This window comes from Actinokineospora xionganensis, from assembly GCF_014323725.1.
Lineage (GTDB): Bacteria > Actinomycetota > Actinomycetes > Mycobacteriales > Pseudonocardiaceae > Actinokineospora > Actinokineospora xionganensis.
Window position 1 is genome coordinate 67294 of the sequence record NZ_JABVED010000016.1, and the last position, 20815, is coordinate 88108.

Here is a 20815-nt window from a genome sequence, read left to right on the forward strand (position 1 = left end):
ACCCGAGGTGACCGAGAGTCAGATCTCTCCCCTAGCCGGCTACACCATCGGCGTCACCGCAGCCCGCCGCGCGGACGAACTGGGTGCCCTGATGGAGCGTCGCGGCGCCACCGTGCTGCACGGCGCCGCGATCCGGATCATTCCGCTCGCCGACGACAGCGACCTGCTCGCGGCCACCACCAACCTGCTCGAAGGCGGCCCGGTCGACTTCGCCGTGGCCACCACCGGCATCGGCTTCCGCGGCTGGATCGAGGCCGCCGACGGTTGGGGCCTGGGCCAGCGACTGCTCGACGTCCTGCGCAAGGCCGACGTGCTCGCCCGCGGGCCCAAGGCCAAGGGCGCCGTCCGCGCCGCGGGCCTGGTCGAGAAGTGGTCGCCGGAGTCCGAGGCCAGCGCCGAACTGCTCGACTACCTGCTCGATGTGGGCGTCGAGGGCAAGCGCGTCGCGGTCCAGTTGCACGGCGAGCCGCTGCGCGAGTTCGTCGAGGCCCTGCGTTCCGCGGGTGCGGAGGTCGTCGAGATCCCGGTCTACCGCTGGACCGGCCCGGTCGACCCAGGTCCCCTGGAGCGGCTGATCGACGCGGTTCTGGCGGGTCAGGTCGACGCCATCACCTTCACCAGCGCGCCGGCCGCCGCGAGTGTCCTGGAGACAGCCGACCGCCTCGGCAGGCTGGAACCGCTGCTCGAAGCCTTGCGTGAGCGGGTGCTCGTGGTCGGCGTCGGCTCGATCACCGCCGGGCCGCTGACCAGCCTCGGCGTCCCCGTCGTGTGCCCGGAGCGCGCCCGCATCGGGGCCTTGGTCCGCGAGTTGGCGGTGACCTTGCCCCAGCGCGCCGTCCGGCTGTCGATCGAGGGCCGTGACCTGGAACTGCGCGGCCAGGCCGTTGTGTTCGACGGCGAACTCCGCCCGGTCCCGCCCGCCCCCATGGCCCTGCTGCGCGCACTCGCGGCGACTCCCGGCCGGGTGCTGTCGCGGCCCGCCCTCGCCGGTGTCCTGCGCAGGCACTCGGGCCGCGAGGCGGGTGTCGACGAACACGCCGTCGAGACCGCTGTCGGCAGGCTGCGCGCCGCCCTCGGTGACCCGTCGCTGGTGCAGACCGTCGTCAAACGCGGCTACCGCTTGGCGGTGCCGCTCGCATGACCCTCGTCCTGGTGGCGCACGGAACCCGAGCGGAATCCGGCGCCCGAACCACGCACGCCTTGGCCGACGAGGTGCGGGCCCTGCTGCCCGAGGTCCCGGTCAAGGTCGCCTTCGCCGACGTGCGGGCCCCCGACGTGACGACGGTCCTGCGCTCGGTGCGCGGGCCCGCGGTGGTCGTCCCGGCGTTCCTGGCCTCCGGCTACCACGTGCGGGTGGACGTCCCGGCCCAAATCGCCCTGTCCGGCGCGACTGACGTGTCGGTCACCCAGGCCCTGGGCCCGGCCCCCAGCCTGGTCGCCGCCATGCACGACAGATTGAGCGAAGCAGGCTGGCGCCCCGGCGACGCGGTCGTGATGGCCGCCGCGGGCTCGTCGGACCTACGCGCCCTGGCCGATGTCCGCCGCGCGGCCACACTGCTGAGCCACCGCACGGGCTCCATCGTCCGCATCGGCTACGCCGCCACGGCGGAGCCCCGGATCGCCGACGTGGTCGCGGAGGTCCGCGAAACCGCCGACCGGGTAGCCGTGGCGTCTTGGCTCCTGGCCCCCGGCCTCTTCCAACGCGCCGTCGCCGGTTGCCCGGCGGATGTCGTCGCCGAGCCGCTGGGCGATCACCCCCGCGTAGCCGATTTGGTAGTCCGCCGCTACGCCGAAGGCCTCTACTACCGAGCGGTGGCCTAGGTCGCCTCGGCCAGCCGCAGGTCGAATTCCCCGCTGTCGCCCATGATCTCGATGAGTTCAGCCGCCATCGGCCGCACGTCCTGATAGTGCAAGGCCTGGGCCGATCTCCGGTATACGGATGAGTCAGAAGTTCCGCTCGCGGGAAACGGTAGATCTTTGCCACCATCCCCGAACACGTCCGGCACTCACTACGTTGACGATCATGCTCACCGAGATCGTCGCCGGTGTCATGGCCGACTTTCGCCAGTTCGTCCTCATCGAGCCGGACGGCCTGGCCACTCTGTCCCCCCCTGAGCTGCGCCCGCACCGCCGGCGACATCGCGTTCGCCGGACCGGGTGGGGTCGTGTTCTTCTGCGCCGATCAGCTGCCGAAGCCGCGCGTGACGCTGCAGCAGTGGGCTGGCGAACCCGCGCGGCCATCGTCCCAGTGGCCGCGGACGTATGAGGGCGAGTTCACCGTGACCACGAGCCGGGTGATCCTCGGCTGTTTGACGGCGGCGCCCACTGATGTCGTGGTGGACCTGCAGGTCACAGGCACCTTTGGCATCCGCGTGCACTGGGAAGCCTGCGAGCGGGACGCCATAGAGGAAGACTGGCTTGTTGAACACTGGCTTATCCAAGGCTGGCCGATGCGATTGCCGGAATAATTGAACTCGCAACTAAGTTGTAGGGTTCAGCAGGCCACGCCGGGTGGCCGAGAGTGAGAGGAGGCCGAGATGCCTGCGATCACCGCCGACACCTTGACCCTGCCCCGTCTGCCGGACCTGCCGGAGTCGGCCACGTCATGGCGCGGCGTGCGCAAGGTCGTCACCGCCCAGCGGTTCTTCGAGGGCGAGGGCTTTCCGGTCCGCAGGCCGTTCCCGACCGTGGACCTGACCGACGCCGACCCGTTCCTGCTCCTCGACCAGATGGGGGCCGTCGAGTACGCCCCCGGTGAGGCCAAGGGCGCGCCCTGGCATCCGCACCGCGGGTTCGAGACGGTCACCTACATGATCGACGGCGCCATGCAGCACACCGATTCCATCGGCGGCGGCGGTCTCATCACCGACGGCTCCACCCAGTGGATGACCGCGGGCGCGGGCATCCTCCACAACGAGATGCCGCCGCAGGACATGGTCGCCAAGGGTGGCCTGTTTCACGGCGTGCAACTCTGGGTGAACCTGCCGCGCGCGCAGAAGATGATCCAGCCGCGCTACCAGGACATCGAGGCCCGCGACGCGAAGCTGCTCTCCAGCGACGACGGGGGCGCGCTCGTCCGGGTGATCGCCGGCGAGTTGGACGGCCACAAGGGACCGGGGTCGACCTACACGCCGATCACGTACCTGCACGCCACCCTGAACGCGGGCGCGCGGCTGACGATGCCGTGGCCCGAGGACTTCACCGCGATGGTCTATGTCCTGTCCGGCAGCGGAACCGTCGGCGTCGAGCGGCGCCCGCTGAACGAAGGCCAGTTGGCCGTGTTCGGCGCGGGCGAGGCCCTGACGATGCGCGGCGCCGACCGCCAGCCGGGCAACTCGCCGACCGGGTGGGAGGTTCTGGTGCTCGGCGGCAGGCCCATCCGCGAGCCCGTGGCCCGCTATGGACCGTTCGTGATGAACACGCGCCAGGAGATCCTGCAGGCGTTCGAGGACTATGAAGCCGGGCGGCTGGGCCAGATCCCCGCCATCCACCGCACGAGTTCGGACGAGGAGCTGACATGACCGATTTGATGACGCTGCTCGAGCAGGGCCGCCTGTACCGCGAGAGCGGCAACCCGTCGGTCGCCGCCCGCTACCTCGCCGAGGCGGCGGAGATGGAGCCACAGTCCCGCTCGGTGCTCACCGAGTTGGCGCTGGCGTACTTCCAGTCCGCGGCCCTCGGCCCCGCCGAGGCGATCGCCCGCCGCCTGGTCGACCTCGACCCGTCGGACGCCTACGCGCACACCCTGTTGGGCCGGGCCCTTGCCCGCCAAAGCAAGCACGGCGAGGCCCTGCCCCACCTGCGCCTTGCCGACGCGATGCTGAACACCGAGGAGTCCGCGGACGGTCTCGCTGCCTGCGAGGCACGGCTGACCCGCTGACTGTCCACTTGGGTCACTCAAGGATGGCGGTCGCCATCTCGGCGAACGCCTCCTTGAGGGCGAGCAGCGATTCCCGCTGGTAGATGACCTGAATACGGGTCTTCGGTGTCGACGCGTACAGCTCGACCGGACCCGTGTGGGCCGTCGGAAGCCGATAGGGCCGGACGCCGAGACTGCGCCGCTCGGCGCTGATCCGAAGCCCGGTCACCTCGACCGGCGCGTCATCGGCGAGACATTCATGCAGACGAGTGACGAGTGATTTATCAAGTAGCACCGTGTAATAGTCGGTAGCGCCCGGATAGACAGAGATTCTGCGCCGGTCAGTCGAAAGGTCGAACACGGTCGTGCAAGCGCCGAACGTCGGCGTGATTCCCTTGACACACCAACGACAAGCGAACCGCTGCATCGAAACTCCCCTGTGGACAACTGTTTGACCAGGTCAGGGTGAACGAGCACGCTCGGGATATGACTTTTCGAGTTGAACGACGTGCGAACGCGCACTGTGCGAGTTCGCACAGTGCGATGCGATCATCACCGCGTGACGCGGAAGAAACCGCCGTTCTTGCGGCGACGCCTGGGAAGACGGCTCGCCACCATGCGCGAACGCGCCGGCCTGACGATGGAACAGGCCGCTGCCCACCTGGAGAAGACCCGCACGGCCTTGTCGCGGATCGAGAGCGGCGACAGCCGGGTGGACGTGCACCTCGCCAAGTCGATCATGGAATCTACGACGCATACGAATCGGATCTGCTGGATCAGGTCCGTGAAGCGATGAAACCGAGGTGGTTCAGGGCGTATGGAGTGGAGGACCAGGGTTACGTGGACGTAGAGACCGAAGCCAACGTGGTGTGCGAGTTCGCGGGCTTGAACCTGCCCGGACTCCTGCAAACCGAGGCCTACATGCGCACGCTCCTGAAACGGGCCGCAGCCGAACACCCCAGGAACTAGAGAACGACGTGACGGTTCGCCTGATCCGTCAGAAGCGCCTGACCAGCGACGATGATCCACTCGAACTGTCGGTGGTGGTCGACGAGTCTGCCTTGCAGCGGCAGATCGGCGGGCCGGAGGTCATGCGCGACCAACTCGATCACATGGCCTTGGTGGCGGAATTGCCTACGGTCACCTTGCAGGTGCTCCCATACAGCAGCGGTCCGCACGCTGCGATGACGAGCGGCTTCACCTTGCTTTCGTTCCCGCAGCCGAATGATCCGCAGTTGCTGTTCATCGAGTACGTGACAGGCTCGGTTCATATCGAGAACGCGGAGGAGCTTCGTCGGGCTAGACTCATTTTCGACCAGCTTCGAGCCCAGGCACTCGGGCCGTCTGAGTCCATCGAGCTGATCAGCGAGCTAGCGAGGCGATAGCGGTGTCTGGCGAGGGTTTGGTCTGGCGCAAGAGCAGCCGTAGCGGCAACAACAGCAACGGCAACTGTGTCGAGGTTGCGTGGCGCAAGAGCAGCCGCAGCGGCAATGCCGCCAACGACAACTGTGTCGAGGTTACGATCACTGCTCCCGGCATCGCCATGCGCGACTCCAAGAACCCGCGGGGCGGTCAGCTCGCGCTGCCCACCGCGGGCTGGCACGCCTTCCTCACACGCACAACCAGCAGTACATCTGCTCCCCGCGCCCACTAGCCCGCCGCGCCAACGCGCTCAACGCCACCACGTCCTCGATCAGCAGCTCCACGTCCGCCCCGCCCTCCAGCGCGAACTCCTCGGTCTGGCTCCACGCGGGCACGACCGAGCGCAGCTGCGCCTCATCCGCCTCGGCCAGTGCGGTGAACAGCTCGTCGGTCACCGTGAGAACCAGCCGTTCCCCGTCGTCCGCCATCGCGATCATCGCCGCCGATCGCTCGTCTTCGATGACCTGATCCAAGGTTCGCCCGGTGAGCAGGGCCTCCAGCCTCGCCAGCTTGACCGCGGGATCGAGCCCCTTGAGCTGCACCGTGTCGAACTTCCCGCCCGGCCCGTCGATCGCCCCGGCGGCCGCCTCATCCGACGCGGCCGCGAAATAGTCCGTGAACATCCAGCCACCATGCAACGCCACTACCCTGACGCGGTGCGAACTGGTCAGCATCGAATCACTTTCACCGGCACCGGCGGAGAAGCCCTCGCGGGCACCCTCGACCTCCCGCCCAAGGAACCCGAGGCGTACGCGCTGTTCGCCCACTGCTTCACCGGCGGCAAGGACAACCACGCCACCCGCCGCGTCTCCCGCGCGCTCACCGACCGGGGTCTGGCCGTCCTGCGCTTCGACTTCACCGGCGTCGGCGACTCCGGCGGCGAGTTCGCGCACGCGACCTTCTCCTCCAACGTCGCCGACATCGTCCTGGCCGCGGCCCACCTGCGCGAGCACTTCACCGCGCCCTCGCTGATCATCGGCCACTCCCTCGGCGGCGCGGCCGTTCTCGCCGCCGCCGGCGACATCCCCGAGGTGCGGGCCGTCGTCACGATCGGCGCCCCCAGCGACCCCGCCCACGTCGCCCACCTCTTCGAGCACGCGCTGACCGACATCGAGCACGCGGGCGAGGCCGAGGTCAGCCTGGGCGGCCGCCTGTTCCGCATCCGCCGCGAATTCCTCGAAGACCTCCGCGAGCAGCGCCTGGCCAACCACATCACCCGCCTGGGCAAGCCCCTGCTGGTCCTGCACTCACCCGACGACGAGATCGTCGACATCACCAACGCCGCCGGCATCTACACCGCCGCCCGCCACCCCAAGTCCTTCATCGCCCTGGACGGCGCCAACCACCTGCTGACCTCACCGCTGCACGCCAAGCGCGTCGCCCAGTTGATCGCCGCCTGGGCGGACCCGTACCTGCCGGAGTCCTTCACCCCGGAGATCGACTGACCACCGCCTCTCGCGGCGGAGAGGTTCAGTCAGGCTCGTCGAGCCGCTGGAGCGCGCTGGTGAGGTCTCCGCTCCGGTGCATCCCAGCGAGAACTTGGAACATGTTCTCGATGCCCGGTTCGCGCACGATGAGGCCGTCCGAGACGTGGAAATACCGCCCGCCCAGCGCCTCGCCCGTGTCCTCCCACCGCTTCATCACCCGGTCGACCTCCGCGAGCGTCAAGATCGTCGCGCTGTACCACGAGCCGTCCTTCGACAGGCGCACTTCGACGTCCGCGTTGTCCACGTGGTCCGGGTCTTCGCCCGCACCGGGGAGGAACCTCGCTTCCAACGCGTCGGTTCGGACGACGTAGTAGGGCGTGTCCCACGCGCGTGAGATCACCGGCTCGTCGTTCACGGGCCCAGCTTAGGCGGGCCGAGTCCCGGTGATGAAGGAACCAAACCCCCTCCATCGCGTCCCATAGAACATGGGAATTGGTCTGCTCACGACCATCGTCGGCGCCGTCTTCCTGGTCGTGTGTCTGGTCTCGTTCTTGCGTCAAGATCACCCGTGACCTGGGCGAACACGCAGTGACCAACCGATGACCGTGCGGCACGCCTCCGTCTGGGGGGTTGTGGCGACCCCTATTGGGCTGAAAGAGTGAGCACATATTCCCGGCCGGCACGCCGTGGGATTCCCTGTGAGCAACCTCGATGCTCTTCGCGCGGCGGGCCGCCCCTAGGAAGGTTGCCCAGATGACGCTTGCCCACGAAGCACCCACGGTGGGTCGGATCGCCGCCGCCCGTGAAATCGAGTCGATGCACAACGCCGAGCAGTGCCACCGCGCCGCTCGCACCGTGGCCGACCACGCCGCCGACGCAGCCGACTGCCTGCAGCTCCTTGAGATGCTCGGCCTCGACCCCGAGACGGTCAAACGAGGCTAATCAATCAACGAACACCCCAGCGATAGGTCCGTAGATCGACCTTTTCGTTGACTGCCAGCACGCCCTCCGCCCGCAGCAGCTCCAACTGTCTGCGGGCGAGGTGCGGGGCAGGCGTCCCCGTCGCCCGCAGCACCCGGTGCCAAGGCAAGTCGTGGCCGTCCTCGGACAACACCCGACCGACCAGCCTGGGCGTCGGCGCCCGCGCGATGTCGGCGATGTCGCCGTAGGTCGCGACCAGGCCCGCCGGGATCGACCGGACCGCGTCACGGATCCGTTCGTGCAGGTGTTCGTCCACGCTCACCTGGCCACCTCACCCGCCGTCGACGCGCTCTTGTCGCTGATGAACTCGTCGATCAGCGCGGCGATTCCCGAGGGGTCCTCCAAGTAGACCATGTGCCCGAGGTCGAGCGCCGCGAGCCGGAAGTCGTCGCCCAGGGTGAACCGGCACGCCTTCACGAACTCGGGTCCCACGAACGCCTCGCGCGTCGCCTGCACGAGCAGGGTCGGCAGCCCAGGCGGAGGCAGCCGCGGCGCCCGGCACATCTCGCTCCACGCGGTGATCACCGCGGCCGGGCTGTAGCGCGGCCGCCAGTGGCCGTCGACCTCCACCCAGTTCGCCGCGACCTCTTCCTCGATGTGCTCCTCGGGCTCACCCGGCCAGTCGTGCCGCTGCGTCGCCAGGGCTTCGCCGCGGTCGTCGCGGATGACCTCCGCCGTCTGCGCGTACTCCGCCGCGTCCTCGGGAGTCACCTTCACCGCCGGATCCAGCAGCACGAGTCCGCGTACCCGCTGCGGTGCGAGCCGCGCCAGGTGCAGTGCCACCAACCCGCCGAACGAATGGCCCACCACCGGCACCGAATCGAGTCCGTGGACGTCGAGCACTCGCAGCAGGTCTGCGGCGTGCTGCTCCAGCGTCCACGGTGGGAGCCGGTCGGACAGACCGTGTCCTCGCAGGTCAGGCGCCACCACACGGTAGTCGCGGAGGTGATTCTCGGCGAGCCTGCGGAACCTCGCGCCATGACCGGTGATCCCGTGCAGGAACAGCACCGGCGGCGATTCGATCGACCCGTACGAGTGAACGTGTAAGGCATCGGCCATGTGCGGGATCATGCCATCTCGGCCTGCCCGGGCGTGCCGAGTCCAAGGCTGTCACCCCCTCGTGATGCAATCGGGTGTGGCCGCCGCGAGAACTCCCAACGCGCCGCAGCTCGTGCGCCGACCTGCGGCGCACCGGCAGGCCTCCGACTGGGGCGCCGAGGCCCAGCGGGTGCTCGCGGGCAGCGACGGCTTCGTCCGTGTCCTGGGCGGTCCGGGCACCGGCAAGACCACCCTGCTCGCGGAGCTCGCGGCCGACCGGATGCTGCGCGGCGGCGTCGACCCGGAGCAGCTGCTGGTGCTCACGTCGAGCCGCCGAGCCGCCGCCGACCTGCGCTCCCGCATCACCGCGCTGCTGACCGACCACGCCGACGAAGGCGCCCTCCGCACGGTCCGCGAACCGCTGGTCCGCACGGTCCACTCCTACGCCTTCTCGGTCCTGCGCATCCAGGCGATGCTCCACGACGAGCCCGGCCCCCGGCTGCTCACCGGCCCCGAACAGGACACGGTGATCCGCGAGCTGCTGGAGGGCGACGTCGAGTTCGGCGCCAAGTACTGGCCCGAGCGGCTGCGCCCGGCGCTGGGGGTGGCGGGCTTCGCCGAGGAACTGCGCGACCTGATCCTGCGGGCCGCCGAGCGCGGCCTCGGCCCCGAGGACCTGATCACGCTCGGCGAGCGGGAAGGCCGCGACGAGTGGGTCGCGGCAGGCCGGTTCGGCATGCAGTACGAGCAGGTCACGCTGCTGCACGGCGCGTCGGACAGCGCCGTCGCCCACACCAGTGCCCCCGCGCTCGACGCCGCCGAACTCGTCGCGAGCGCGCTGCTGGCCTTCGAGACCGACGACGAGCTGCTCGCCGCCGAGCGCGCCCGCGTGCGCTACTTGCTCGTCGACGACGCGCAGCACCTCGACCCGCTGCAGTACCGGCTGCTGCACCGGCTTGGCAGCGCCGCCAAGGAGTTCGTCGTGGCCGGCGACCCAGACCAGGCGATCTTCTCGTTCCGCGGCGCCGATCCCCGGCTGCTGCGCGAAGCCGAGTCGCAGGCCACGGTCGTCCTCGACACCGGCAGGCGGATGGCGCCCGCGATCCGCCGCGCGGTCTCCCAACTCGCCGCGCGGCTGCCTGGCGCCGGGCAGCGCAGAGTGGACAAGTCCAAAGACAAGGGCGGAACGGTCCAGGTCCGGCTGCACGCGTCGTCCGCGGCAGAGGCGGGCTGGGTCGCCGACCAGCTCCGCCGCGCGCACCTGCTCGACGGTGTCGCGTGGTCGGAGATGGCGGTGCTCGTCCGCTCCGCGACCCGCTCGGTTCCCGTGCTCCACCGGGCTTTGGCGGCGGCGGGTGTCCCGGTCGCCGCCCCCGGCGACGAGCTGCCGCTGGCCCAACAGCCCGCCGTGCGACCGTTCCTGGCCCTGCTGCGGTGCGCCGCCGTGCCCGCGCTGCTCGACCCGGCGATGGCAGCGATGTTGCTCAGCTCGCAGCTCGGCGGCGCCGACCCGCTGGCGCTGCGGAGGCTGCGGCGCGGCCTGCGCAGGCTCGAACAGGCGGCGGGCGGTGACAAGTCGAGCGACGACCTGCTCGTCGAGGTGCTCACCGACGACGACCGGCTCAGCGCCCTGGAAGCCGCCGAGGTGGGGCCGGTCCGCCGGGTCGTGAGCCTGCTTTCCGCCGCCCGCAAGGGAATTGCCGACGGTGCGGGGATCGAGCAGATCCTGTGGGAGGTCTGGCAGGGCAGCGGACTGGAAGCCCGCTGGGTCTCGACCGCGGCCCGCGGCGGCCCGGTAGGCGCCCAGGCGGACCGGGACCTCGACGCCATCGTCGCGCTGTTCCACGCCGCCGAGCGCTACGCCGATCGGCTGCCGGGCTCCGGCATCGCCGGGTTCGCCGAGCACCTCATCAGTCATCGCATCGCAGGCGATACCCTGGCTCCTTCCGCGCCCCAAGGCGAAGCGGTCGCCGTGCTCACCGCGCACGCCGCCGCGGGTCGCGAGTGGACGGTCGTCGCGGTTCCCGGCGTGCAGGAGGGATCCTGGCCCGACCTGCGACTGCGCGGATCACTGCTCGGCGTCGAGCGGCTCATCGACCTGCTGTCGGGGGTCGACAACTCGGAATCGCTGTCGGCCACCGCCCCGCTGCTCGCCGAGGAGCGCAGGCTGCTGCTCGTCGCGGCGAGCCGGGCCCGGGGCATGCTCCTGGTCAGCGCCGTGCGCGGCGAGGAGGAACAGCCGTCACGGTTCCTGGCCGAGCTGTCGGGCGTCGACGCGACCGACCCGGAGGCCGAGTCACTGATCCCGGTAGCCCAGCCCGAACGCGCGCTCGTGCTCGCCGACCTGGTGGGGGAGTTGCGTCAGGTCGTGTGCGACGGCGCCGCCGACCGCGGCAGGCGCGCCCTGGCCGCCCGCCAACTTGCCCGGCTCGCCGCGGCCAACGTTCCCGGCGCCCATCCTGACAGCTGGTACGGGCTGCCCGAGCTGTCGAGTATGGAACCGTTGCGCGCCAGAGCGGAGCCGGTCCGCGTCTCACCGTCCACTGTGGAGGTTCTGGCCAAGTGTCCGCTGCGGTGGGTCGTCGAGCGGCACGGCGGGCAGGACCCGGTCGAACTCGCCGCCGTCACCGGGACGCTTGTGCACGCCCTTGCCCAGGCCGCGGCGTCCGGCGCGTCGCGCGAAGAGCTGATGGCCGAGCTGGACAAGGCATGGACCCGGGTCGACGCGGGCGCGCCGTGGTTCTCCCGCCGTGAGCAGCAACGCGTGCGCGCCATGGTCGACACATTCCTGACATGGGTCCGCGACACCCGCGGCGAACTGACCCAGGTCGCCGTCGAACGCGACGTCTCAGTCGACCTTCCCGACGGGATCACCGTGCGTGGCCGGGTCGACCGGCTGGAGGTCGACAACGAGGGCCGCCCGGTGATCGTCGACCTGAAGACCGGCAAGCAGCCGATCAGCGCCGACGACGCGAAGGAACACCCACAGCTGGCCGTGTACCAGTTGGCTGCCGCATATGGAGCTTTCGCGGGCGACGGCCTCGCCGAGGTCCCCGGCGGTGCGCGCCTGCTGTACGTGGCCAAGAAGAGCCGCGGCAAGGCGACCGAACGCGGCCAGGAACCCTTGCGCGGCGAGGTTGTCGACCACTGGCTCAACATCGTCCGCGACGCCGCGGGGTCCATGGTGGGCCCGGAATACAACGCTTTCGAAAGCCCGGACTGCCCGCGCTGCCCGGTGCGTTTCACCTGCCCGCTGCACTCCAGCGGCAGGCAGGTGACCGAATAGAACTCGAACAGGTGATCGAATGGCTGATGACTCCGATTCGGCTGCTCGCCGGGGTAGATTAGGCCGCATGGGCTCGATCCGATCACTCCACTCCTACGATCCCCGCCGCCGATACTCGGTGGCGGAGTTCGCGGCATTACCGATGGATGACGACGATCGGTACGAACTCCGCGATGGATTGGTTGAAGTGAGTCCTCCGCCCGCGCCGAGGCACATGCTTGTCCTGGGCAGGATGTTCAGTCAGATTGACGCGCAACTAGGCGAAGGCCTGCAGGTGTTTCCTGAGGTCGGCGTGGTCGTCGGTGCTTCGACCGTGCGCGTGCCGGACGTGGTGATCACCCCCGCCGGGGTCGATTGCGATGCGCCGCTGATGAAGGCCGAGCAAGTGCTGCTCGCGGTCGAGGTCGTCTCGCCCGGCTCGAAACGAGTCGACACCACGGTCAAGCCGTTCGAGTACGCCGACGCGGGCATCCCGAACTTCTGGCTTGTCGATCCGAGCCCACCGGTCACTGTGACCGTGTACAGCCTGACGGGGGAGGACTATGAGGAATCGCTGCGGGCGGAGCATGTTCTGCGGGTCGAGGAGCCGTGTCCACTGCGAATCGATTTGGCCGCGCTGACGCGATGAAGCAGCTGTGAGTCTTCCGCTTCCAGGGCTGGCCCTTGTCGGCCCACGTGAACTCGCCCACGAACTCGGCCTGCCCCCGCCCACCGCCGAGCAGTGCCTGGTCATCGCCGCGCCCCCCGACCCGGCGCTCGTCGTCGCGGGTGCGGGTGCGGGCAAGACCGAGACGATGGCCGGGCGCGTAGTGTGGTTGGTGGCCAACGGTTTGGTCACCCCGGAGCGCGTCCTCGGCCTGACCTTCACCCGCAAGGCGGCTCGCCAGTTGGCCGACCGGGTGCGCTCCAGGCTGCGCAGGCTCGCGGGCTCGCGGCTGCTCGACAAGCTCGACCCGTCGGGGGAGCGGCGCGCCGCCGTGTTCGCGGGTGAGCCGACAATCTTGACCTACCACGCCTACGCCGGTCGCATCGTCGCCGAACACGGGCTGCGGCTGCCGGTCGAGCCGGGCGCCCGGCTGCTGACCGAGACGGCTTCCTGGCAGCTGGCGCACCGGGTGGTGTCCACCTGGAACCACGACCTGGAAACGGATCTGGTTCCCGCGACCATCACCAAATACCTGCTCGCCGTCGCCGGAGAGCTCTCCGAGCACCTCATCGACGAAGCGGCGCTCACCCGGCACGCCGAGACGATGTGCGCGTTGATCGAGTCCGCCCCGCGGGCCAAGGGCCAGCGCGCCGACCTGTCCCAGGATCTGCAGAAAGTCCTTGTCACCCAACGCTTCCGGGTGGCCTTGCTGCCGATGGTCGCCGCGTACTCCGACCGCAAGCGGCGCGAGGGAGCCGTCGACTTCGGTGACCAGATGTCGCTCGCGGCCAAGCTGGCCGCCGGGCACATCGAGGTCGTGCGCGGCGAGCGCGAGCGGTACGGCGCGGTGCTGCTCGACGAGTACCAGGACACCGGCCACTCCCAGCGTGTTCTGCTGCGATCGCTGTTCGGCAGCTCGCTCGAACATCCCGACGCGGAGCCGATGCCGGTCACCTCCGTGGGCGACCCGGCCCAGGCGATCTACGGCTGGCGCGGCGCCAGCGCGGCCAACCTGCCGCGCTTCACCACCGACTTTCCCCGACGCGACAACGGAAAGCTCGTCCCGGCCACCCGTTACGGGCTGCTCACCAGCTTCCGCAACCCGCCGGAAGTGCTCGACCTGGCCAACGCCGTCTCCGCCCCGCTGCGCGCCCTCGGCCTCGAAGTCGACGAGCTCCGCGCCCGCGACGGCGCGCCCGCGGGCGACATCCGACTCGCCCTGCTGTCCGATGTGGACACCGAGGTGCAGTGGGTGGCCAACCAGGTCGCCGACCGCTGGCACGCGGCCACCGAGGAGCACGACAAACCGCCGACCGCCGCCGTCCTGGTCCGCCGCCGAGCCGACATGGCCGACCTGGCGAGCGCCCTGCGCGAACGCGGGCTGCCGGTGGAGGTCGTCGGTTTGGGCGGCCTGCTCGACGAACCCGAGATTCGCGACCTGGTCAGCGCCCTGCGCGTGCTCATCGACCCGCTCGCGGGCACGGCCGCGGCCCGGCTGCTGACCGGCTCCCGCTGGCGCATCGGCGCCGCCGACCTCGCGGCGCTGTGGGGACGCGCGCGCAAACTCGCCGACGCGTTCGCGGGCAAGCCGATCACCGACGCCGCGGCCTCCGACGTCCTGCCCGGCGAAGGTGTCGAGCAGGCGGGCCTGGTCGACGCGATCGACGACCCGGGTCCCAAGGAGGCCTACTCGGAACTCGGCTACGAGCGCATCCGCTCGCTGGGCTCCGAGCTGACCATGCTCCGCCGCAGGCTCGACCAGCCCCTGCCCGAACTCGTCGCCGACGTCGAACGCACCATGCAGCTCGACATCGAGGCCACCGCCCGCCGCGGCGGCGCGGGCCGCGCCCACCTCGACGCCTTCTCCGACGTCGTCGCCGACTACGCGCGCGCCAGCCCGTCGGCGAGCCTGCCCGCCCTCCTCGACTACCTCGCCACGGCCGAGGCCGCCGAGGACGGCCTCGAACCCGGTGAGGTCGAGGTCGCCGAGGACCGCGTCCAAATCCTGACCGTGCACTCGGCGAAGGGCTTGGAGTGGGAGATCGTCGCCGTGCCGCACCTGGTCCGCGACGTCTTCCCCAGCGGCAGGCGCGGCGGCAGCTGGCTGCGCGCGGTCACCGAGATGCCCGCAGATCTGCGCGGTGACGCCGCCGACCTGCCCAAGCTCGACCTCACCAGCGCCGCCGACCGCAAAGAGGTCGAGCAGGCCCTCAAGGCGCACAACGAGGACTTCGCCGAACGCGGTCTCGTGGAGGAACGCCGGCTGTTCTACGTCGCGCTCACCAGGTCCGAGCGCTCGCTGCTGGTGTCCGGCCACTGGTGGGGACGCACCGGGGCCAAGCCGCGTGGCCCGTCCGACTTCCTGACCGACCTCGCCGACTACGTCACCGAACAAGAGTGGCCCGCCGAACTCCTCGATGTCTGGACTCCGCAGCCTGAGGAAGGCACGGAGAATCCGATCGCCACGGCCGTCAAGACCGCCACCTGGCCCGCCGACCCGCTGCGCGACCGCCGCTCCGACGTCGCCACCGGCGCCGCCCTGGTCCGCGCGGAACTCACGGCGATGCACGAGGGCGAAGACTTCGACGACGAGCCGGACGACCCGGACGGCTGGGTCCGCGACACGGATGTCCTCCTCGCCGAGCGGGCGGCCGCGTCCGCCAGGCGCGAGCAGGTCGTCCTCCCGGACCAGCTCTCGGTGAGCCAACTCGTCGAACTCGCCGCCGACCCGGAAGCCCTCGCGCGGCGCCTGCGTCGCCCGCTTCCATTCCCGCCCAACCCGGTCGCCCGCCGAGGCACCGCCTTCCACGCCTGGCTGGAAAAGCGCTTCGGCTCCCGCGCCCTGCTCGATTTGGACGAACTCCCCGGCGCCGCCGACGACGGCGCCGCCCCCGACGACGACCTCGACGCCTTGCGCGAGGCCTTCCTTCGCAGCGAGTGGGCTGACCGGGTCCCACACGAGGTCGAGGTCCCGTTCTCCACCGAGATCGACGGTGTCGCCGTACGCGGCCGCATGGACGCCGTGTTCCTCGACGCGGACGGCGGCTGGACGGTCGTCGACTGGAAGACCGGCCGAGTCCCCGACGAGGAACACCTGCCCGCCCTGACCGTCCAACTCGCCGCCTACCGCCTGGCCTGGGCAGGTCTGTCCGGAGTCGACATCAGCGAAGTCAGGGCCGCGTTCCACTATGTCCGGCACGACACCACCCTGCGCCCGGTCGACCTGCTCGACGCGGATGGCCTGCGGACTCTCCTGCGTTCGGTCCCGGTGCCGGAACCGAAGCAGCGCCCGACCGGTCACGCACCGACCGATCCGGCTAGCCTGCGCACGTGAGTCAGTGGATCTGGCGGGGGAACGCATGAGGCAGAAGCTGAAGTCGATGAGCCTCTACGAACGTGCGGAACACGAGCTCGTCGGAATCCTCCGCATGCCGGAATCCGCCGTCAGCCCGGTCACGGCGATCGCCAGGCGCGTGGTGTGGGCGCTGCTCGCGCTGTCGGTGGCCGTCGTGATCGTCTACTTGGACCGAGACGGCTACCGCGATGCCAACGGCGACGGCATCTCTCTTCTTGACGCGGTGTACTACGCGACGGTGTCCCTCTCGACCACGGGATACGGTGACATCACGCCGGTCAGCCAGTCGGCGCGGCTGATCAACATCCTGGTGATCACCCCGCTCCGCATCCTCTTCCTCATCGTCCTGGTCGGCACCACGCTCGCGGTGCTGACCGAACGGTCACGTCAGGTTTTCAAGATCCAAAGGTGGAGGTCGAAGGTGCGCGATCACGTGGTCGTCATCGGCTACGGCACCAAGGGCCGCTCCGCGGTCAGCGCCGTGCTGTCCGACGGGATCGACCCGAGTCGGATCGTGGTGGTCGACACCGACCAGGCCATGCTCGACGCGGCGTCGCTGCTGGGGCTGGTCACCGTGCACGGCTCGGGCACGCGGTCCGATGTGCTGCGGGTGGCGGGGGTGCCGCGGGCCAAGTCGGTCGTCGTCGCCGCCAACCGGGACGACTCGGCCGTGCTGATCACCCTGACCGCCCGCGAGATGGCGCCCAACGCGCAGATCGTCGCGGCCGTGCGCGAGACGGAGAACGTCCACCTCGTGCGCCAGTCCGGCGCCAACCAGGTCGTTGTCTCCAGCGAGACGGCGGGCCGCCTGCTGGGCATGGCGACGCACACGCCGACGGTGGTCGACATGGTCGAGGACCTGATCACCCCCGACGCGGGGCTGGCCATCTCCGAACGCGAGGTCGAGGACAGCGAGGTCGGCGGCTCACCCCGGCACCTGCCCGACATCGTCCTGGGCATCGTCCGCGCCGGAAAGCTCTTCCGGGTCGACTCGTCGGAGGCCGACGCCATCGAAGCCGGCGACCGCATCCTGTACATCCGCAAGGTGACTCCCGCAGACGATTAAGGCTGGATCCCCCCTGAATTCTGGTGCGATCTCGACTCGACATTGGATTCCGGGGAGGCGGACAAGTCTGCGAGGATCCGTGAGTGCGCCTGCCGCCTGAGCTTCGGATGCCCGCCGCGCAGGCGGCTGGGTCGGCGCTGTTCAGCATCCTGGTGGCGATCCTCGTCTCGCTGACCGGCGCACTGGGCCTGTGGTCGAACTCCGAGGAACGCGTGGAAGTCGACGCCAAAGTGGTCCAGGCCGTCGGCTGCGCCAAGGCCGACCGGCCCGAAGAGGTCACCTACCAGCGCGACGGCCGCGAGGAGCGGATCAAGCTCGACGCGTGCGGCCACGAGGTGGGCGAGCCCGTCCGAATCGCCCTCGGCGGCGAGACCGCCAGCCTCGCCCACGCCCGGACCGCCGCGTCCACCGACGCCCGACCGCTCGGCGTCGTCCTGTGTGTGTTCGCGGGGATCGCGGGCGCGGGCTTCGCCGAGTTGTACCGGCGAACGGCGGGCGAACCGCTCAGGAAACGTGCTGTGGGTCCATGACCCACGTGTTGCACTGGTAGGTCCGGTTCTTCGTGAACCCGTGTTCCATCCACGCGCCGTTGTTCTGCGGTGTCCCGTGGTCGCGGATGCGTCCTTCCCAGTCGCCGCGCTGGTAGGCGTCGGCGAGGGCTTCACTGATGATCGGGTTGGTCACCGACCCGCCACCGTGCTGGGCCCCCGCGAACCACATGCCCGCGAAGCAGGACGACTCGAGTTCGAGCCTGCGCGAGAGTTCGAGCCCGGCCGGAGTCTGGTCGCCCGCCTCGTATCGGGCGTCGCCGTAGGCTTCGAAGATCCCGGTCAGGTTCTGCACGTGGTGGCCGAACTCGTGGGCGAAGACCGACAGGTACACGCCCGACTTGTTGCCGAACCGCTCGGTGTAGAGCCCCGAGTACGGCATGTAGATCGTGTTGTCCGTGGGGCAGTAGAACGCGGGCGCCTGGTTCTTCGTCACCGTCCCGCACGGGCTGCTCCACGAGGTGCCCGTGGGCATCTTGACCACGGGCCGCGAGTACGGCAGACCCGCGCGCGCCATCGTGGGCTGCCACGCCTGCTCCATGCACGGCACGGCCGCGTTGAAGTAGGCCTCCGCGGCCGCCGGATCGCTACGCCACGCGGGCAGGGCGCACGTGGCCGCGTTGACCCCGTTCTCCGACCGGAAGATCGGGTTGTCGCCCAGGGCGTAGACCGGTTGCGGCTCAGCGGGTGTTGTCTTCGTAGGCGTGGTCGTCGTCGTGGTGCGGTCCGTTCGCGACGTCGTCGTCGTGGTGGTGGTCGTGGTGGTGGTCGTGGTCCTCGTCGTGGTCGTGCGGTCCGCTGTCGCCGTCGTGTAGGTCGTCGTCGGCGAGGAGTAGCCGACGTCGTTCGCGCGGCGCCGGTCCTTCTGCAGGAACCCGAAGCCCGCCGCCGCCACGATCGTCACGGCGACCAGGGTGATCGCGACGATCGGCCCGGTGTTTGACTTCTTCGGCATCGGCGCGTACATCGGCCGCCACGGCGGTGGCGCGAACTGTGGCTGCCCGAATGGCGGCCCTCCCGGCGGCGGCCCGTACGGCGGCCCACCCGCGGGCCTGCCGAACGGCGGCTGTGCGGGGTGCGGTTGGCCGGGGTGCGGTTGACCGGGGTGCGGTTGACCGAACTGGTGTGTTCCGCCCGGCGGCGGACCGAATCGCGGACCACCAGGCGGCGGGCCCGCGGGAGCGGTCCCCTGTGGCGGGTGGCCGGGCGGGGGAAGCGGCCGGGCGTACGGTGGCGGCGCGACCGGCATCGGTGGCGGGTAGGGCCCTTGTGGACGCCACGGCCCCCCAGGCGGCTGAGTCATTGTTCCCCCGTCGTAGATTTCGCCAGACGGTGCGTGAGCATATGGGCGCTCGGCTATCGTTCGCTGGCGTGTTCACGAATTGGGGGGTAGCCACCGCGATTGTGGTGGCCGGGATCTCGTTGTCCGCAGCTCAACCGTCGTTTCCGTCGCCACCGGCGGACGCGCCCACGATCGACTTCCCGGTGCCGAAACCAGGTTCGACACTGGCGCCGAGCAAGTCCGGGGCGCCGTCGATCGATCCGCGACCGCCCACGGTGAGCAGGTCGGGCCGACCGGAGCCATCGGGTGTGCCGACCACGCTCCCGCGCAGCGTCAACATCCAGCTCAAGGTCGAGCGCGACGGCAGGTTGACGGTCATCGAGCAGGTCATCGTCCAAGCGAAGTCCACGATGACCCGGGTGGCCCCGCTGCGGATCGGCGACCGCGTCTTCACCGTGCGGGACGCCACCGTGGACGGCAAGGGGACCGCCGAGGCCACGGCCGACACCTTCACCATCAAGCTGGAGGAAGGCGCGTCCACCGTCAGGTACACAGTGGATGGTGCGGTGGCCGACCTCGGCGACCACCTCCAGGTCCGCTGGCAGGTGGCCAACGGTTGGGACACCAAGCTCATCTTCCTGCGCGCCTCGCTGCTCACTCCCAAGCCGGGCAGCAACTTCGTCTGTCTGGCGGGCCAGCCGGGCACCGAGGACCTGTGTGACTCCGCGCTGATGGACGCCAGCGGCGTCCTGCGGGTGGTGCAGACCGATATCGACGCGGGCGCCCGGGTCGATCTGAGTGCCGACCTGCCCGCCGGACTTGTTCCCGCCAACGCGCGATTCGAGAGCACGAAGACCGGCGCGTTCGCGCTGACGCCGGTCAGCGGCACGGCTCTGGGGCTGCTGGCCCTGCTGCTGCTCGGCGGCTTCGGCGCGCTGTGGGTGGCGCGGGGGCGCGACACCAAGGCCGCCGCGGCCGACGTGGAGCCGGTCGAGGTCCTGATCTCCGAGGGCGGCCGGGTCGTGTTCGCCTCGCCTGACGGCGTGCTGCCCGGCCAGGCGGGCACGGTTATCGACGAGGTGGTCGACGCCCGAGACCTGACCGCCACGGTGATCGACCTCGCCGTACGCAACTACCTGTGGATCACCGAGGCGGGCGAGGACTGGCAGGTGGTTCGCCGCAACCCGGCCGACGACGCGCTGACCGACTACGAGCGCGCGGTCTACCAAGCGCTGCTCCCGGACGGCACGGAGTCGACCACGGTGTCCGCGCTGAGGTCCGCCCCGCCGAGTACCGCCGCGGCTCGTTCCGCCGTCCACGCCGACTCGGTGGCCCGCGGCTGGCTCAGCCGCACCCCCGCCAAGCTGCGACTAGTCGGAGCGGTGCTCGCGGTCGTCGGCGTCGCGGCGACCGTCGTACTCACGCTGACTGTCGGACACGCGCTCGCCGGTGTCGCACTGGTGATCGGCGGCCTTGCCCTCGCCGTCGGCGCACGGTTCCTTCCCGCGCGAACCAAGCGGGGCGCGCTGCTGGTCCAGCAGGTTCGGGGGGTGCACGGGTACTTGCGATCGGTGCCGCCCGAGTCGGTGCCCGCCGCCGACAGGGAACTGGTCTTCTCCCGCTCACTGCCTTACGCCGTGGCGCTGGAAGAGGCCGAGCAGTGGCTGATCCGCTTCGCCGCCCTCGACGTCGCAGCGGATGGCACACCGGGCCTCTACTGGTACGGCACCCAGGACGACGCCTACGACCAGGCCCGATTCGCGGAGCGCTTCCATGCCTTGATCGACAGCGTGGACGGAGTTTTCGGCAAGCGCTGATTATCGACCCTGATCACGATCGTGTTACCCCCGTCTGAGCAGCGAAAACTCAGACGGGGGTGGGCTGGTGATCGGATATCCACGCGGG

General features: G+C 70.1%; 22 protein-coding genes and 1 pseudogene. 16 read left to right on the forward strand and 7 right to left on the reverse strand.

Annotation, left to right across the window (positions count from 1 at the left end):
• The first annotated feature begins 7 nt into the window (after window positions 1–7).
• The 5 genes from GPZ80_RS24960 (at window position 8) to GPZ80_RS24980 (ending at window position 3880) form a co-directional block, all read left to right on the forward strand.
• Window positions 8–1141 (forward strand): uroporphyrinogen-III synthase, encoded by a 1134-nt coding sequence (locus tag GPZ80_RS24960; protein ID WP_312880560.1) that lies wholly within the window; start codon window positions 8–10, stop codon window positions 1139–1141.
• Complete coding sequence (locus GPZ80_RS24965; RefSeq protein ID WP_187223514.1) at window positions 1138–1821, forward strand: sirohydrochlorin chelatase; 684 nt, start codon at window positions 1138–1140, stop codon at window positions 1819–1821. Before GPZ80_RS24960 ends, GPZ80_RS24965 begins: the two co-directional genes overlap by 4 nt.
• 344 nt (window positions 1822–2165) lie before the next feature.
• The gene (locus GPZ80_RS24970; protein ID WP_187223515.1) at window positions 2166–2468 is read left to right on the forward strand and encodes a hypothetical protein; all 303 of its coding nucleotides are present in this window, start codon (window positions 2166–2168) and stop codon (window positions 2466–2468) included.
• Between the two features lie 69 nt (window positions 2469–2537).
• Window positions 2538–3521, forward strand: coding sequence for a pirin family protein (locus tag GPZ80_RS24975; RefSeq protein ID WP_187223516.1), 984 nt, complete (start codon window positions 2538–2540; stop codon window positions 3519–3521).
• The gene (locus tag GPZ80_RS24980) at window positions 3518–3880 is read left to right on the forward strand and encodes a tetratricopeptide repeat protein (protein ID WP_187223517.1); all 363 of its coding nucleotides are present in this window, start codon (window positions 3518–3520) and stop codon (window positions 3878–3880) included. Before GPZ80_RS24975 ends, GPZ80_RS24980 begins: the two co-directional genes overlap by 4 nt.
• 13 nt (window positions 3881–3893) lie before the next feature.
• Here GPZ80_RS24980 and GPZ80_RS24985 read toward each other — a convergent pair whose 3' ends face one another.
• Window positions 3894–4286, reverse strand: coding sequence for a hypothetical protein (locus tag GPZ80_RS24985; RefSeq protein WP_187223518.1), 393 nt, complete (start codon window positions 4284–4286; stop codon window positions 3894–3896).
• 132 nt (window positions 4287–4418) lie between these two features.
• Between GPZ80_RS24985 and GPZ80_RS32950 the strand changes: the two genes are divergently transcribed.
• The 3 genes and pseudogenes from GPZ80_RS32950 to GPZ80_RS25000 all read left to right on the forward strand — a co-directional run bounded on the left by GPZ80_RS32950 (window position 4419) and on the right by GPZ80_RS25000 (window position 5513).
• The gene (locus tag GPZ80_RS32950; RefSeq protein ID WP_312880561.1) at window positions 4419–4655 is read left to right on the forward strand and encodes a helix-turn-helix domain-containing protein; all 237 of its coding nucleotides are present in this window, start codon (window positions 4419–4421) and stop codon (window positions 4653–4655) included.
• Window positions 4652–5244: pseudogene (locus GPZ80_RS32195) on the forward strand (DUF5753 domain-containing protein). The gene GPZ80_RS32950 and the pseudogene GPZ80_RS32195 overlap by 4 nt, the downstream one beginning before the upstream one ends.
• A 2-nt stretch (window positions 5245–5246) precedes the next feature.
• Window positions 5247–5513 carry a DUF397 domain-containing protein gene (locus GPZ80_RS25000; protein ID WP_187223520.1) on the forward strand — a complete coding sequence of 89 codons (267 nt, stop codon included), beginning with the start codon at window positions 5247–5249 and terminating at the stop codon, window positions 5511–5513.
• Here GPZ80_RS25000 and GPZ80_RS25005 read toward each other — a convergent pair.
• Entirely contained in the window at window positions 5470–5904 is a 435-nt protein-coding gene (locus tag GPZ80_RS25005; RefSeq protein ID WP_187223521.1) for a hypothetical protein, read from the reverse strand. The genes GPZ80_RS25000 and GPZ80_RS25005 overlap by 44 nt on opposite strands.
• A gap of 33 nt (window positions 5905–5937) precedes the next feature.
• On the opposite strand from GPZ80_RS25005, the gene GPZ80_RS25010 reads away from it, so the two are divergent.
• The gene (locus tag GPZ80_RS25010; protein WP_312880562.1) at window positions 5938–6726 is read left to right on the forward strand and encodes an alpha/beta hydrolase family protein; all 789 of its coding nucleotides are present in this window, start codon (window positions 5938–5940) and stop codon (window positions 6724–6726) included.
• A gap of 25 nt (window positions 6727–6751) precedes the next feature.
• Here GPZ80_RS25010 and GPZ80_RS25015 read toward each other — a convergent pair whose 3' ends face one another.
• The gene (locus GPZ80_RS25015; RefSeq protein WP_187223523.1) at window positions 6752–7123 is read right to left on the reverse strand and encodes a hypothetical protein; all 372 of its coding nucleotides are present in this window, start codon (window positions 7121–7123) and stop codon (window positions 6752–6754) included.
• A gap of 338 nt (window positions 7124–7461) precedes the next feature.
• Between GPZ80_RS25015 and GPZ80_RS25020 the strand changes: the two genes are divergently transcribed.
• The gene (locus GPZ80_RS25020; protein WP_091383386.1) at window positions 7462–7650 is read left to right on the forward strand and encodes a hypothetical protein; all 189 of its coding nucleotides are present in this window, start codon (window positions 7462–7464) and stop codon (window positions 7648–7650) included.
• A gap of 4 nt (window positions 7651–7654) precedes the next feature.
• Here the strand turns inward: GPZ80_RS25020 and GPZ80_RS25025 are convergent, their stop codons facing one another.
• Both GPZ80_RS25025 and GPZ80_RS25030 read right to left on the reverse strand, forming a co-directional pair.
• A complete protein-coding gene (locus tag GPZ80_RS25025; RefSeq protein ID WP_187223592.1) occupies window positions 7655–7945 on the reverse strand; it encodes an MGMT family protein in 291 nt (96 codons plus the stop codon).
• Between the two features lie 2 nt (window positions 7946–7947).
• A complete protein-coding gene (locus GPZ80_RS25030) occupies window positions 7948–8748 on the reverse strand; it encodes an alpha/beta hydrolase (RefSeq protein WP_187223524.1) in 801 nt (266 codons plus the stop codon).
• 64 nt (window positions 8749–8812) lie between these two features.
• Between GPZ80_RS25030 and GPZ80_RS25035 the strand changes: the two genes are divergently transcribed.
• From GPZ80_RS25035 to GPZ80_RS25055, 5 genes are all read left to right on the forward strand, one after another.
• On the forward strand, window positions 8813–12013 hold the full coding sequence (locus tag GPZ80_RS25035) for an ATP-dependent helicase (protein ID WP_187223525.1): 3201 nt from the start codon (window positions 8813–8815) through the stop codon (window positions 12011–12013).
• A 19-nt stretch (window positions 12014–12032) separates the two neighbouring features.
• A complete protein-coding gene (locus GPZ80_RS25040; RefSeq protein WP_222719822.1) occupies window positions 12033–12641 on the forward strand; it encodes a Uma2 family endonuclease in 609 nt (202 codons plus the stop codon).
• A gap of 7 nt (window positions 12642–12648) precedes the next feature.
• Entirely contained in the window at window positions 12649–15993 is a 3345-nt protein-coding gene (locus tag GPZ80_RS25045; protein WP_312880563.1) for an ATP-dependent helicase, read from the forward strand.
• Window positions 15994–16018: 25 nt separating this feature from the next.
• Window positions 16019–17080 (forward strand): potassium channel family protein, encoded by a 1062-nt coding sequence (locus GPZ80_RS25050; RefSeq protein ID WP_187223527.1) that lies wholly within the window; start codon window positions 16019–16021, stop codon window positions 17078–17080.
• 83 nt (window positions 17081–17163) lie between these two features.
• Window positions 17164–17610 (forward strand): hypothetical protein, encoded by a 447-nt coding sequence (locus GPZ80_RS25055; protein WP_187223528.1) that lies wholly within the window; start codon window positions 17164–17166, stop codon window positions 17608–17610.
• On the opposite strand, the gene GPZ80_RS25060 is transcribed toward GPZ80_RS25055, so the two are convergent.
• Window positions 17585–18583 (reverse strand): neutral zinc metallopeptidase, encoded by a 999-nt coding sequence (locus GPZ80_RS25060; RefSeq protein ID WP_187223529.1) that lies wholly within the window; start codon window positions 18581–18583, stop codon window positions 17585–17587. The genes GPZ80_RS25055 and GPZ80_RS25060 overlap by 26 nt on opposite strands.
• Window positions 18584–19061: 478 nt before the next feature.
• The gene (locus GPZ80_RS33815) at window positions 19062–19229 is read right to left on the reverse strand and encodes a hypothetical protein (RefSeq protein WP_222719823.1); all 168 of its coding nucleotides are present in this window, start codon (window positions 19227–19229) and stop codon (window positions 19062–19064) included.
• Here GPZ80_RS33815 and GPZ80_RS25070 point away from each other — a divergent pair.
• Window positions 19219–20727 (forward strand): DUF2207 family protein, encoded by a 1509-nt coding sequence (locus GPZ80_RS25070; protein ID WP_187223531.1) that lies wholly within the window; start codon window positions 19219–19221, stop codon window positions 20725–20727. The genes GPZ80_RS33815 and GPZ80_RS25070 overlap by 11 nt on opposite strands.
• The last annotated feature ends 88 nt before the right edge of the window (window positions 20728–20815 follow it).